Here is a 15,526-nt window from a genome sequence, read left to right on the forward strand (position 1 = left end):
GGTGGACGGCGTGGTGCACGCGGCCGGCGCGGACGCGGGCGCGGCGGGGCTGGGCGCGCTGGTGGGCGGCGCCCTGGCCATGGACGCGGCCCTGGCCGCCGTCCCGCCGGAGCGGCTGCTGCTCGTGCATCCCCTCGCCGCGCCGGCGGACCATCGCGGCGTGGCGGAATTCCGCGCGGCCGGCGCCCTGCTGGACGCGCTGGCGGCCCAGCGTGCCTACGCCCGCGGCCTGCCCACCGTCTCCGTCGCCTGGGGCGCGGTGGACGCGTCCGCCGACGAAGTCGCCGAGGCGCTGGACCGCGTGCTGTCCATGGAGGGCCACGCGCAGGTCGCCGTGGCCCCGCGCGACCCGTCCGCGCCCGTCGTGACGGAGAAGAAGGCGGTGACGCGCGGGGGCGGCCGGCACCCCCGTCCCCCCGTGGCGACGCCGTTCGTGGCCCCGCGCTCGGAGCTGGAACGCTCCCTTGCGGCCGTGTTCGAACGCGAGCTGGGCATCGAGCCCATCGGCGCGGACGACGACTTCTTCGAGATGGGCGGCGACTCGCTCCTGGCCATGCAGGTGATGACCGCCGTCAACCGCGAGTTCGAGCTGCAGATGCCCCTGCGGGCCCTGTTCGACGCGCCCTCGCCCGCGCGGCTGGCGCAGGTGGTGGTGGGCCACCAGGCCGAGGGGATCGACGAGGACCTGCTCGCGGCCGTCCTGGCCGAGCTGTAAGCCATCCACTGTATTCGCAGGGACGTAGTCGATGTCGAGCAGGTTCGCGGATCTTACGCCCGAGCAGCTGGCGCAGCTGCAGGCACGCCTCAAGGCCATGAAGGCCGGGGCGGCCGCGCCCGCGGCCCCCGCCGGCATTCCCCGGCGCGCGGGCGGCGGGCCGGCGCCCCTTTCGTTCGCGCAGCAGCGCATCTGGTTCCAGGAGCAGGCGCGGCCGGGCGGCTCGGCGTTCAACCTGGCGCTGGCCGTACGGCTGCGCGGCCGGCTGGACGTGTCCGCATTGGAGCGGACGCTGGACGAGATCGTCCGACGGCACGAGATCCTCCGCACCACCTTCGCGCTGGGCGAGGACGGCCCCGTGCAGACGGTGCACGCGGGCCTGAGCGCGCCTTTGCGGACCGACACGATGCCGGACGGCGCGTCGGAAGACGACGTGCTGCGCCGCGCCCGCGCCGAGGTGGCGCTCCCGTTCGACCTGGCCCGCGACACGCCCCTCCGCGCGCTGCTGCTGCGCGCCGGCGCGGACGCGCACGTGCTGGTGCTCGTCCTTCACCACATCGCCGCGGACAAGTGGTCGTTCAGCGTGCTGCTGGGCGAGCTGGCCGCGCTGTACGGCGCGTTCGCGGCCGGCGCGGCGCCGTCGCTCCCCGCGCTGGACGTGCAGTACGCGGACTTCGCGGCGTGGCAGCGCGAGCGGCTGGCCGGCGCTGCCCTGGACGAGTCCCTGGCGTTCTGGACGCGCCACCTGGACGGCGCGCCTACGACGCTGGCCTTTCCGGCGGACTTCGCGCCGGCGGAGGAGCGTTTCGAGCTGGCGCGCCACCCGCTGCGCATTCCGCCCGCCCTGGCCGCCGCCATCCGCGCCGCCGCGCGCGCCGAAGGCGCCACGCCCTACGCCGTCCTGCTCGCCGCGTACTCCGTCCTCCTGGCGCGCTGGTGCGGCCAGGACGAGCTGCTGGTCGGCTCGCTCATCGCCAACCGGCACCACGCGGGGACGGAGCGGCTGCTCGGCACCTTCGCCAACCTGCTGGTCCTCCGCGCCACGGTGGCGGACGGGGCGACGTTCCGCGGCCTGGTCGGCACGGTGCGCGACACCCTGCGCGAGGCGCAGCGGCACCAGGACCTGCCCTTCGAGCGGCTGGTGGAAGCGGTCGCGCCCGCGCGTGGGAACGGTCGCACGCCCCTCGTGCAGACGGCGCTGAACCTCTCCGTCGCTCCGAAGGGGACGGCCGCGGTGGCCGGGCTGGAGCTGGAGGTGCTCCCCGTTGTCGGCGGCACGGCCGGGTTCGACTTCTACCTCGTGATGGAGGAGGAGGGCGACGGCTTCAGCGGCGTCGTGGAGTACAACGCCGCCCTCTTCGCGTCGGAGACGATCACCCGCGTCTCCGGCGCGTTCGAGCGCCTGCTGGCCCGCGGCACGGCCGATCCCGACGTCCGCCTGGACGCCATCGACCTGCTGGGCGACGCGGAGCGCGAACGGATCGCGTCGTTCGCGCCCCCCGCGTCCGCGTATTCGCGCGACCTGCCCGTCCACGCGCTTTTCGAGACACAGGCAGACCGCGCGCCGGACCGAGTCGCCCTCGCCTTTCGCGACCAGTCGCTGACGTACGGGGAGCTAGACGCGCGCGCCAACCGCCTCGCGCAGCGGCTGCGGCGGATGGGCGTGGGGCCGGAGCGGCGCGTGGGGCTGCTCGTGGAGCGCTCGGCGGAGATGGTGATCGCCGCGCTCGCGGTCCTGAAAGCCGGTGGCGCGTACGTCCCGCTGGATGCGTCCTTCCCCGCGCCGCGCCTGGCGTGGATCGCGGAGGACGCGGACCTCGCGGCCGTGATCGCGCACGCGTCGCTGCGGGAGAAGTCGCCCCTCGGGGCGGATCGCCTGCTCATGCTGGACGCGGCGGGGGAGGGGACGGCGGATGGGGCGGATGCGCGTCTTTCCGTCGGCATCGATCCGGCCAGCAGCGCGTACCTGCTCTACACCTCCGGCTCCACGGGGCACCCCAAGGGCGTCGTCGTGCAGCATCGCAGCGTGGTCAACTTCCTGGCGTCCATGCGCGACACGCTGGCGCCGGACGCGGATGCGCGGCTCCTCTCCGTCACCCGGCTGGGCTTCGACATCTCCGTGCTGGAGATCTTTCTGCCGCTGATGACGGGCGGATGCGTGGAGGTGGCGGACGCGGAGACGGCGGCGGATGGACGGCGGCTCGCGGACCGCATCGCCCATGGCGGGATCGACGCGATGCAGGCCACGCCCGCGACGTGGCAGATGCTGGTGGACGCCGGCTGGCGGGGCGCGCCCGACTTCACGGCGCTCTGCGGCGGCGAGGCGCTGCCGGCCCCGCTCGCGCGGCGTCTGACGGAAGACGGCGCCACGCTCTGGAACCTGTACGGGCCCACGGAGACCACCATCTGGTCCGCCGCGCTGCGCGTGGAGCGCGTCGAAGGGGACAGCGGCGCCATCCCGCTCGGCGCGCCCATCGCGAACACGTCGCTCCACGTGCTGGATCGCGGGCTGCGGCCCGTTCTGCCCGGCGTGCCGGGTGAGCTGTGCATCGGCGGCGAGGGGCTGGCGCGTGGGTACCGCAACCGGCCGGGGCTGACGGCGGAGAAGTTCGTCCCCGACCCCTTCAGCGCGCTCCCCGGCGCGCGGATGTACCGCACAAGCGACCTGGCGCGCATCCGCCACGACGGCGCGCTGGCCTTCCTGGGCCGGATGGACCACCAGGTCAAGTTGCGCGGCTTTCGCGTGGAGCTGGGGGAGATCGAGGCGGCGCTCCTGCGCCATCCATCCATCGCCCAGGCCGCCGTTGTCGCCCGCGGGGACGACGGCGCGCGCACGCTGGCCGCCTACGTCGTCCGCGCCGAAGGGGCCACGTCCATCGACGTGGACGACGTGCTGCGGACGGCCGCGGACCTGCTGCCGCCGTACATGGTGCCGGCCGTCGTGGAGGCGCTGGACGTGCTGCCGCTGAACGCAAACGGCAAGGTGGACCGCCGCGCCCTGCTGGAGCGCGAATTCGCCGCGCCGGCGGCGGCCGCGTACGAGGCGCCGCGCACGCCCCTGGAGGAGCTGGTCGCGGGCGTGTGGGCCGGCGTGCTGGGCGTGGAGCGCATCGGCATCCGCGACGGGTTCTTTGCCTGCGGCGGCCACTCGCTGCTGGGCACGCGCGTCGTCATCCGCCTGCAGGCCGCCCTGGGCGTGGACGTACCTCTTCGCGCTCTTTTCGAGACGGAGACGCTCGCGGAGTTCGCCGCGCGCGTCGAGGCGCTGATGCGCGAGGGGTCCGCCGGGGCGCCGCCGCCCGTCGTCCCCGTGCCGCGCGAGGGGCCCCTGCCGCTCTCGTTCGCGCAGCAGCGACTGTGGTTCATCGACCGGCTGGAGCCGGGGAGCGCCGCGTACAACCTGCCGTTCGCGCTCCGGCTGCGGGGCGGGCTGGACGTGTCTGCACTGGAGCGCACCCTAGCGGAGGTCGTGCGCCGGCACGAGACGCTGCGCACGCGCTTTCCCAGCGTGGACGGCGAGCCCGCGCAGGTGATCGATCCGAACGGGACCGCCGCGCTCACGCGCGTGGACCTGTCGCACGTGGCGCCGGAGGAGCGCGAGGCACGCCTGCGGACGCTCGCCGCCGCCGAGGCCGCCGCGCCGTTCGACCTGGCCGCGGGCCCCCTGCTGCGCTCCACGCTCGTCCGCCTGTGGGACGACGAGCACGCGCTGCTCTTTACGCTGCACCACGTCATCAGCGACGGCTGGTCCACGGGCGTGCTCGCGCGCGAGGTGTCCGCGCTCTACGCCGCCTTCGCGGAGGGGCGCGAGCCCGCGCTGCCGCCGCTTCCGGTGCAGTACGCGGACTACGCGGCGTGGCAGCGCGCGTGGCTCGCCGGCCCCGTGCTGGACGCGCAGCTGGCGTGGTGGCGCGCGCGGCTGGCCGGCGCACCGCCCCTTTTGGATCTGCCGACGGACCGTCCGCGCGGGCCCGTGGCGGCCGCCCGGGCCGGGACCGCTCCTTTCGCCCTCGGCTGCGCGGAGACGGAGGCCCTGCAGGCGCTCGCCCGGCGGGAGGGCGCCACGCTCTTCATGACGCTGCTCGCGGCGTGGCAGCTTTTGCTCGCACGCTACGCCGGCCAGGACGACGTCAGCGTGGGCTCGCCCATCGCGGGCCGCACGCGGATGGAGACGGAGGGGCTCATCGGCTTCTTCGTCAACACGCTCGTCCTGCGGACGGACCTGTCCGGCAACCCGTCCTTCCGCGACCTGCTGGGCCGCGTGCGCGAGACGACGCTGGGGGCGTACCAGCACCAGGACGTGCCGTTCGAGCGGCTGGTGGAGGAGCTGGCGCCGGAGCGCAGCTTGAGCCACACGCCGCTCTTCCAGGCGATGTTCGGCCTGCACACGCAGCCGGAGGGCGCGCTGCGCCTGGGCCCGGTGCACGCCGAGCCCCTGGAGAACGGTGCCGCGCAGACCAAGTTCGACCTGTCGCTCGCCCTCGTGGAGACGGCCGGCGGGCTGGAGGGCGTGCTCTCGTACCGGGCCGACCTCTTCGACGCGGAGACGGCGGAGCGGATGCTGGCGCACTTCGGCGCGCTGCTCGCCGGTGTCGCCAACGACGCGGACCGCCCCGCGGCGGACTACGCGCTGCTGGCGGACTCGGAGCGGCAGCAGGTGCTGCGGGCGTGGAACGCGACGGACCTGGAGCTGCCGACGGAGCTCGTGCACGCGCGCTTCGCGGCGCAGGCGGCGCGCACGCCGGACGCCGTGGCCGTGCGCTTTCGCGAGGGGACGACGACGTACGCGGAGCTGGACGCCGCGTCCAGCCGCCTCGCGCGCCACCTGCGCGGGCTGGGCGTGGGGACGGACGACCGCGTGGGGCTGTGCCTGGAGCGCGGGTCGGAGCTGGTGGCGGGGGTGCTGGGCATCCTCAAGGCCGGCGCGGCGTACGTGCCCCTGGACCCGTCCGACCCGGACGACCGCCTGCGGATGATGCTGGACGACGTGGCCGCGTCCGCCGTCGTCACCCGCGCCGCGCTGGCGGACCGCGTGGCGTCGTTCGCCGGCCCCGTCGTGCGGATCGACGGGGACGCGGAGGCCATCGATTCGCATCCGTCCCATCCGGTGCGCTCACATGCGGCGCCGGAGAGCACGGCGTACGTCATCTACACCTCCGGCTCCACGGGGCGGCCCAAGGGCGTGCTGGTGGAGCACCGGAACCTGGCCAACTACCTGGCCTGGTACGACCGCGCGGTGATGGGGGAGGACGGGTGGGCGCTGCCGCTCGTCAGCCGTCCGTCGTTCGACGCGCACGTGCGGCCGCTCTTTGTCCCGCTGCTGCGCGGCGAGGCCGTCTGGGTGATGCCGGACGAGGTCGTGGCCGACCCCGCGGCGCTCCTTTCGGAACTGTCGAAGGGCGAGCGCGTGTCGTTCAGCGGCGTGCCGTCCCTGTGGAGCGCCATGGTGGAGCTGATGCGCGCCGGCGAGGCGCCGCGTCCCGCCGGGCTGGCCGTCGTCACCGTGGGTGGCGAGGCGCTGTCGCCGGAGCTCCTCGAACGGACGCGCGCGCTCTTTCCGGACGCGGCCGTGTGGAACCACTACGGGCCCACGGAGGCGACGGTGAACGTCTCCGTGGCGCGCGTGGACGGTGCGGAACGCGTCACCATCGGATCGCCCGTGGGCAACGTGCGGGCGTACGTGCTGGACGGGCGGATGCGGCCCGTGCCGGCGGGCGTGGCCGGCGAGCTGTACGCGGGCGGCGCCGGCGTGGCGCGCGGGTACTGGCGTCGGGCGGCGCTCACGGCCGAGCGGTTCGTGCCGGACCCGTTCGGCGCGCCCGGATCGCGCCTGTACCGCACGGGCGACCGCGTGCGGTGGACGGCGCGGGGCGAGCTGGAGTACCTGGGCCGCACGGACGAGCAGGTAAAGGTGCGCGGCTTCCGCATCGAGCCGGGCGAGGTCGAGGCACGGCTGCGGCGCCATCCCGCCCTGCGCGATGCCGTCGTCGTGGCGCGCGAGGACGCGCCGGGGCAGGCGCGGCTCGTGGCCTACGTCGTCCCGGCGGAGGGGGAGCCGGCCGTGGCGGAGCTCAAGGCGTACGTGGCGGAGACGTTGCCGGAGTACATGGTCCCGTCCGCGTTCGTCACGTTGGGAGCGCTCCCGTTGACGCCGGGCGGCAAGGTGGACCGCCGCGCCCTCCCCGCGCCGGACTTCGGGGCGGACGGTGACGCGTACGTGGCGCCGCGCACGCCCGGGGAAGAGATCCTGGCCGGCATCTTCGCCGAGGTGCTGGCGACGCCCCGCGTGGGCGCGGGCGACGACTTCTTCGCGCTGGGCGGCCACTCGCTCCTGGCCACCCGCCTCGTTTCGCGCGTGCGGCAGGCGCTGGGCGTGGAGCTTCCCCTGCGCGCCGTCTTCGAGGCGCCGACGGTCGCCGGCCTCGCCGCGCGCGTGGATGTGCTGGCCCGCGGTGGCGCGAACGTGGCGCCGCCGCTGGTGCCCGTGCCCCGCGACGGCGACCTGCCCCTGGGTTTCGCGCAGCAGCGGCTGTGGTTCCTGGACCAGCTGCAGCCAGGGAGCGCCGCGTACAACGTGCCGTACGCGCTCCGGCTGCGTGGCCCGCTGGACGCGTCCGCCCTGCAGCGGGCGCTGGACGAGATCGTCCGGCGGCACGAGACGCTGCGCACGCGCTTTCCCGCCGTGGACGGCGCCCCCGCGCAGGTCATCGATCCGCCGTCGCCCGTGTCCCTTTCGCGGGCCGACGTGTCTGGCGTGCCCGCCGCCCACCGCGAGGCGGCCGTCCGCGACCTGGCGGCAGAGGAAAGCGTCCGGCCGTTCCACCTGGCCCACGGGCCCCTGCTGCGCTGCACGCTGGCGCGCCTGGGGGACGACGAGCACGTGCTCCTGTTCACCCTGCACCACATCGTGAGCGACGGGTGGAGCACGGCTGTGCTGGTGCGCGAGGTGTCCCACCTGTACGGCGCCTTTGCGGCCGGCCGCGCGCCGTCGCTGCCGCCGCTGCCCGTGCAGTACGCGGACTTCGCGGCGTGGCAGCGCGGCTGGCTGGCTGGCGGCGTGCTGGACGCGCAGCTGCATTGGTGGCGCGAACGGCTCGTTGGCGCCGCGCCCCTGCTGGAGCTGCCCACGGACCACCCGCGGCCCCAGGTGGCCGCCGGGCAGGCCGGCGAAGTGCGCTTCACCCTCTCCGCGCGGACCGCGCAGGCCCTGCACGGGCTGGCGCGCCGCGAGGGCGCCACCCTGTTCATGACGCTGCTCGCGGCGTGGCAGCTTTTGCTCGCCCGCTACGCCGGCCAGGACGACGTGAGCGTGGGCTCGCCCATCGCCGGGCGCACGCGCATCGAAACCGAGGGGCTGATCGGGTTCTTCGTCAACACGCTCGTGCTGCGGACGGACCTGTCCGGCGACCCGTCGTTCCGCGACCTGCTGGGCCGCGTGCGCGAGACGACGCTGGGCGCCTACCAGCACCAGGACGTGCCGTTCGAGCGGCTGGTGGAGGAACTGGGCCCGGAGCGCAGTTTGGGCCACACGCCGCTCTTCCAGGCGATGTTCATCTTGCAGAACAACGCCCGCGAGGCGCTTCAGCTGGGCGACCTGCGGGCCGAGGCGCTGGACTGGGTCGAGCGCGCCGCCAAGTTCGACCTGTCGCTGGGGATGGTGGAGGCCGGCGATGGCCTGGAAGGCGTGCTCTCCTACCGCGCGGACCTGTGGGACGCGGGCAGCATGGAGCGCATGCTGGCGCATTACACCGCGCTCCTTCGCGCCGTCCTGGACGATCCCGCGCGCCCCGTGGACGACGTGTCGTTCATGGCCGATGCGGAGCGCCGCCGCGTCCTGGAGGACTGGAACCGGACGGAGTCGGCGTATCCCCGGCGCTCCGTTCACGCCCTGTTCGAGGAGCAGGCCGCGCGCACGCCAGACGCCGTCGCCGTCGTGCTGGAGGACGACGCGCTCACGTACGCGGCGCTGAACGCGCGGGCCAACCAGCTCGCGCACCACCTGCGCGCGCGCGGCGTCGGTCCCGAAACGCGCGTCGGGCTGTGCCTGGAGCGCGGCCTGGAGATGGTCATTGCCGTGCTGGCCATCCTCAAGGCCGGCGGCGCATACGTCCCGCTCGACCCGTCATATCCCGCGGATCGCCTCGCGTTCATGCTGGCGGATTCGGGGATCGCCGCGCTGGTGACGCGTGATGGACTGCACGCGCTCCTGTCCGCGACGGACGGGATCGCGATGGTGGCGGTGGACGGTGATCGGGCGCTAATCGACGCGGAATCCGCGGGGAACGTCGATGTCCCCGTCGGGCCGGAGGGGCTGGCGTACGTCATCTACACGTCCGGCTCCACGGGGACGCCCAAGGGGGTGGGCGTGGAGCACCGGAGCGTCGTCCGCTTGGTGTGCAACACGGATTATGCGCACTTCGGCTCGGACGAGACGGTGCTGCAGGCCGCGCCTGTCTCCTTCGACGCGTCGACGCTGGAGATCTGGGGCGCGCTGCTGAACGGTGGCCGCCTGGTGCTGATGCCGGGCAGCGCATCTTCCCTGGATGAGCTCGGGCAGACGGTCGTCCGACACGGCGTGACGACGCTCTGGCTCACCGCCGGCCTCTTCGGAGCGATGACGGAAGAGCGGCTGGAGGACTTGGCCGGCGTTCGGCAGCTGCTGGCCGGCGGTGACGTGCTGCCGGTGGAGGCGGTGGCGCGCGTGCGCGAGCGCTTTCCGCACATCCGGCTGATCAACGGCTACGGGCCCACGGAGAACACGACGTTCACCACCTGCCACACGGTGGACGACGCGTGGACGGGCGGGCCCGTCCCCATCGGCTCGCCCATCGCCAACACGCGCGTCTACGTGCTGGATGCGCGGATGCGGCCCGTCCCGGTCGGCGTGCCGGGCGAGCTGTACGCGGGGGGCGACGGCGTGGCGCGGGGGTACTTGGGCCGCCCGGCGCTGACGGCCGAGCGGTTCGTGCCGGACCCCTTCGGCGCGCCCGGATCGCGACTGTACCGCACCGGCGACCGCGTGCGCTGGGTGGAGCGCGCCGGGGTAACCGGTGCCGGCATGGATGCCGAAGCACTCACGCACGCACGCTCGGACGCACTCACGCACTCGATCGAGTACCTGGGCCGGCTGGACGGGCAGGTGAAGATCCGCGGCTTCCGCATCGAGCCGGGCGAGATCGAGTCCGCCCTGCGCGCGCACGACGCCGTCCGCGACTGCGTCGTCATCGCTCGCGAGGACGCGCCGGGCGACAAGCGGCTGGTGGCGTACGTGATCGCGGCGGACGAGACGGAGCCGTCCGCTTCGGAGCTGCGGACGTGGCTCAAGGAGCGCGTGCCCGCGTACATGGTGCCCGGCGCGTTCGTCCCCATCGGCGCGATCCCGCTCACGGCGAACGGCAAGGTGGACCGCCGGGCGCTCCCCGCGCCGGAGGGGTCGGACGGCGTGGAGTACGTGGCACCGCGCACGGAGGCGGAGCGCATCGTGGCCGGCATCTGGGCGGAGGTGCTGGGGGTGGGCCGCGTGGGCGTGCACGACGACTTCTTCGCGCTGGGCGGGCACTCGCTTCGCGCCACGCGCGTGATCTCCCACGTGCGCAAGGCGATGGGGACGGACGTGCCCGTGCGCGCGCTGTTCGAATCACCCACGCTCGGTGAGTTTGTTTGCAGAGTGGCGCAATCGGCTCCCCTGGTGGAAGCTGAAGCCGCGCCGATGGTCACGGCCGGCAACGCCGCCGAGGTGGTGGACGACCTGTCCGAGGACGAGCTGGACCGCCTGCTCAACGCCCTTTCGGTCGAAGACGACGACATGGACTGGTAGAGGCCGTAACCTGCCTGAAATCGCCGGGCTCGTGCAGGGGAACGGAGTTCGGGCGGAAGTACTCTGCTGCCCCTGCTCCCTCTGCGTGACAAATCGGTTGCAGTTGCCGTAAGCGGCGCCACGGGGCACCCCCTGGCCAAGGATGCACGGGAGTGTGCGTTCGGGGCGGGGGGTGGAATCCGCGGCGCCGTTGTTTTATTATCCTGGCGTATAATGCAAGTCACTCCTTTGCGGCGTATTCGGTCGGCTCGAGCCCGCCGCGTCCTGCCGCGCTCCTTTCCCACGGACTTGTCTCGATTCCTCGTGTTTCCGCGTGTCCATGCCGTAGCGAATTGTGAAGCCGGCATGGTGACAAAGTTCGTTTTGGGACATCTGGCACACAGTTGACGGGCTCGTACCGCCCGCCTGTCGAACCTCCAGCGGTGACTGACGTGAGCAACACGAGCTACGAGGGGCCGGAGCGCATTGCCGTCGTGGGGATGGCGTGCCGCTTTCCCGGCGCGGAGAACGTCGACGCGTTCTGGCGCAACCTGCGGGCGGGCGTGGCCTCCATCGAGCGCTTTACGCCGGACGAGCTGCGCGACGCCGGCGTGGACCCGGCCCTGCTGGAGCGGCCGGATTTCGTCCCCGCGTTCGGCGCGCTGGAGGGGGCGGACCGCTTCGATGCGGACTTCTTCGACATCAACCCGCGCGAGGCGGAGCTGATGGACCCGCAGCACCGCCTGTTCCTGGAGCAGGCGTGGGCGGCGCTGGAGCACGCGGGGCTCGATCCCGAGACCTTCGCGGGGCCCGTGGGCGTGTTCGCGGGCACCAACATGAACGGTTACCTGCTGGCGCGCCTGGCCACCTTTCGGGGCCGCGCCGACGACGGGCTGCTTCACCGCATCCGCGCGGACAAGGACTTTCTGGCCACGCTGGTCTCGTACAAGCTCGACCTGCGCGGGCCGTCGTTCAGCGTGCAGACGGCGTGCTCCACGAGCCTGGTGGCCTTTCACCTGGCCTGCCAGAGCCTGCTGGACTACCAGTGCGACGCGGCGCTGGCCGGCGGCGTCTCCATCAACGTGCCCCTCAAGACGGGGTACGTGGCGGGGCACGGCGTTTTTTCGCCCGATGGACGCTGCCGCGCCTTTGACGCCGCCGGCGACGGCACGGTGGCCGGCAACGGGGTGGGCGTCGTTGTCCTCAAACGGCTGTCGGACGCGATCGCGGACGGAGACGTGGTGCACGCTGTCGTGTTGGGATCGGCCATCAACAACGACGGCGCGCAAAAGGTGGGCTTCACGGCGCCCAGCGTGGACGGGCAGATCGAGGTGATCGCCCTGGCGCAGGCCGTGGCGGGCGTGCCGGCGGAGAGCATCACCTACGTGGAGGCGCACGGCACGGCCACACCCATGGGTGACCCCATCGAGGTCGCCGCCCTGACCCGCGCGTTCGACACGCCGGCGCGCGGCTTTTGCGCGCTGGGCTCCGTCAAGACCAACATCGGCCACACGGATGCCGCCGCGGGCGTGGCCAGCATCATCAAGACGGTGCTGGCCCTGCGCGAGGGCGAGATCCCGCCGTCGCTGCACTTCGAGACGCCCAATCCGCGGATCGACTTCGCCAGCTCGCCGTTCTTCGTGGCCGACCGGCTGCTGCCGTGGTCGCCGGAGGGGATGCCGCGCCGGGCGGGCGTCTCCGCGTTCGGCGTGGGCGGGACCAACGCGCACGTCGTGCTCGAGGAGCCACCGGCCGCGCGGCCGGCGCCCGCGCACGACAGTCCCGAACTGATCGTCCTCAGCGCGAAGTCCGCGGACGCGCTGGACCGGCTGGCGGAGGACACGGCGGATCACCTGGATGCCCATCCCGACCTGTCGCTGGCGGACGCGGCGTTCACGCTCACGCGCGGCCGCAAGGCGTTCGCGCACCGCCGCGCCCTCGTGGCGTCCACCGTCGCCGAGGCCGCGTCCCTGCTGCGCGGAAGCGACGTGTCGCGCGTGGCCACGCAGCAGGCCCCGGAATCCGATCCGGGCGTCGTCTTCCTCTTCTCCGGGCTGGGGACGCAGTACGCGGGGATGGCGCGCGAGCTGTACGAGACGGAGCCGGCGTTCCGCGAGGCCATGGACCGCTGCTTCGCCATCCTCCGGCGGGACTTCGGGATGGACCTCGCCGCCGTGCTCTACCCGGCGGATGCGCCCGCCGGGCGCGAAGGGAGCGGCGTCGACCTGCGCGCGATGGTGCGCGGCGTTCACGGGCCCGATGGGAGCGATCCCCTGCAGGGCGCGCGCTGGGGGCACCCGGCCATGTTCGCCGTGGGGTACGCGCTGGCGGAGCTGTGGCGCGGCCGCGGGATCGAGCCGCGCGCGGTCGCGGGCCACTCGCTGGGCGAGTACGTGGCCGCGTGCGTGGCCGGCGTCTTTACGCTGGAAGACGCGCTGACGCTCGTCGTCCGGCGCGCGGCGCTGCTGGATTCCATCCCCGGCGCCATGGCCGCCGTCTCCCTGTCCGAGGACGACACCCGGGCCCTGGTGGACGCCATCCGCGCCGAAGGTGGCGCGTTGTGGCTGGCCGCCGTCAACGCGCCCCTCTCGTGCGTCGTCTCGGGGACGGCGGAGGCCGTCGCGCGCTTCACGGACCGCGCGAAAGCGGCCAGCGCCGTCGTCCTCCCCCTCGCCGTGCGCCATCCCTTCCACTCCGGCCTGCTGGAGTCGGTCCGCGACGAGTTCGCGCGCATCGTGGGTTCCCTGCGCCGCAGCGCGCCCGCCATCCCGCTCGCGGGGAACGCGACGGGCAAGTGGCTGCGGCCGGAGCAGGCGCAGTCGGTGGACTACTGGGTCGATCACCTGCTGCGCCCCGTGTGTTTCGCGGAGTGCGTGGACACGCTGCGCGGCCTGTCCGGCGGGGCCGGCGGCGAGCCCGTGATGCTGGAGGTGGGCCCCGGGGCCGTCCTGGGATCGTGGGCGCGGCAGCAGGGCGCGTCGCGGGTGGCGTCTTCGATGCGCCACGGCGAGCAGCCGGGCTCCGATCGCGCCGTCCTTCTCCGCGCCCTGGGCCAGCTGTGGACCCACGGCGTGGCCGTGGACTGGACCCGGCAGGGCGGGGAAGGGTGCCGCGCCGTTCTCCCCGGCCACCCGCTGGACCGGCGCCGCTACTGGCTGGAGGCCGATCCGCCCGCGCAGGCCGCGCCCGCGGTCCACGCCCGGCGCGAGCTGCGCGACTGGTTCCACGCGCCGCTCTGGCGGCAAACCCCGGCCGTGGACGCGTCGCCGGATGCCTTCCGCGGGCGCCGCGTCGTCGTGTTCGGCGGCCGGCAGTCGGCGCCGCTGGCGGACGGGCTGCGCGCGCGCGGTGCAGACGTCGTCCGCGTGGAGCCCGGCGTTGCGTTCGCGGACGAGGGCGCGCGCTTCGTCGTCCGCCCGTCCCATCCCGACGACTACGCGGCCGTGGCCCGCGCGCTGGCGGATCGTGGCGCGTCCGGCGCGATCCACACGCTGCACCTGTGGAGCCTGGACGAGACCGGCGCGGACGTGACGCTCCCGGCCACGCGAGACGGGCTGGAGCGCGGGCTGGGCGCGCTGCTGCACTGGGTGCAGGCGGCGTCCGCGGCCGGGCTGCTGGGGGACGGCAGCACGCTCCTGGGCGCCACGCGCGGCGCGGCGGCCGTGCTGGGGAACGAGCCCCTGCGGCCCTGGCAGGCCGCCCTGGGCGGATTGCTCAAGGTGGCGCCCCTGGAGCGCTCGGGCCTCCGCTGCCGCTCGGTGGACGTGGAGGCGAGCGGGTGGGAAGACGCCATCCTGCGCGAGGCCGCGCACCTGCTGTCGGGAGACGGAGGGGAGGCGGAGGTCGCGTACCGCGTCCGCGGCCGCTGGGCGCCGTTCCACGCGCCCCTGCCGGCGGACGCGCGCCCGGAGCCCCGCATCCGCGCGCGGGAGCGCGGCGTGTACCTGGTCACCGGCGGGCTGAGCGCCGCGGGGCTGGCGGCCGCCCGCTGGCTGGCCGAGCAGGGGCGCGCCCGCCTGGTCCTCACGGGCCCGTACGCCCTGCCCCCGCGGGAGGGATGGGATGCCTGGATCGCCGAGCACGGCGACAACGACGCCATCCGCCGCCGCATCCTGGCCGTGCGTGAGCTGGAATCGTTCGGCGCGGAGACGCGCGTCGTGGCCGTGGACGGGACGGACCCGGACGCCATGCGCGCGGTCGTGGACGGCGCCGTGGCGGAGTGGGGCGCGCTCCATGGCGTCATCCACGCGGCGGGCACGGGCGCCGGCCGGCCGCTGCTGGCCGAAACGCCGGAGACGCTGGCGCTTTCCCTGGCGCCCGTCGTCGCCGGCGCCGTGGCGCTGGACCGGGCCACGGACGGCATCCCCCTCGACTTCTTCGTTCTCTGCTCGTCGCTGCACGCCTCCTTCGGTGGGCGCGGCGCGCTGGAAGGAGCCGCGTCCGGCGCGTTCCTGGACGCGTTCGCGGCGTGGCGCACCGGGAGCGGACGCGCGTCCGTCGCCATCGACTGGCCCGTGGACGAGCTCGCGCCCGAGGACGCGGCGCGCGTGTTCGGCCGGGTGCTGGAGCACGGCTTTGGGCCGCGCGTGGCCGTTTCGACGCGGGACCTGGACGCGGTCGCCGATGCGCTGCGCGCGGGCGGGACGGAATCTGCCGCGTCCGTGCACACGGCGGCGGCGGGCGGCGCCCTGCATCCGCGGCCGGCCGGGGCGGCGGCGTACGTGGAGCCGCGCAGCGACCTGGAGCAGGCGGTCGCCGCCCTGTACCAGCGCGCGCTGGGCATCGCCCCCATCGGCGCGGACGACGACTTCTTCCAGATGGGCGGCGACTCGCTCATCGCCACGCAGCTGCTGACGGCGCTGAGCGAGCGGTTCCGCGTGGATCTGCCCCTTCGCGCGCTGTTCGAGGCGCCCACGCCCGGGCTGCTGGCCGTCGCCATCGTGCAGCGCCAGGCCGCGCAGGTGGACGACGACCTGCTCGCGCTGGCCCTGGCCGATCTGTGACGATCCGCGTCC

At 74.3% G+C, this 15,526-nt stretch carries 3 protein-coding genes; all 3 read left to right on the plus strand.

What is annotated here, in order from left to right:
• Nucleotides 1–715: phosphopantetheine-binding protein (locus VFZ20_RS31910; RefSeq protein ID WP_329688028.1), on the plus strand; the 715-nt coding region annotated here is incomplete at its 5' end.
• 31 nt (nucleotides 716–746) lie between these two features.
• Nucleotides 747–10,532, plus strand: a complete 9,786-nt coding sequence (locus VFZ20_RS31915) for a non-ribosomal peptide synthetase (RefSeq protein ID WP_329688029.1) — start codon at nucleotides 747–749, stop codon at nucleotides 10,530–10,532.
• 431 nt (nucleotides 10,533–10,963) lie between these two features.
• Nucleotides 10,964–15,514, plus strand: coding sequence for a polyketide synthase (locus tag VFZ20_RS31920; protein WP_329688030.1), 4,551 nt, complete (start codon nucleotides 10,964–10,966; stop codon nucleotides 15,512–15,514).
• Nucleotides 15,515–15,526: the final 12 nt, after the last annotated feature.

The sequence above is a fragment of the Longimicrobium sp. genome, assembly GCF_036280135.1.
GTDB lineage: Bacteria > Gemmatimonadota > Gemmatimonadetes > Longimicrobiales > Longimicrobiaceae > Longimicrobium.

Coding starts and splice junctions, on each gene's coding strand:
- VFZ20_RS31915 (WP_329688029.1), top strand. CDS start 747: ATGTCGAGCAGGTTCGCGGATCTTACGCCCGAGCAGCTGGCGCAGCTG.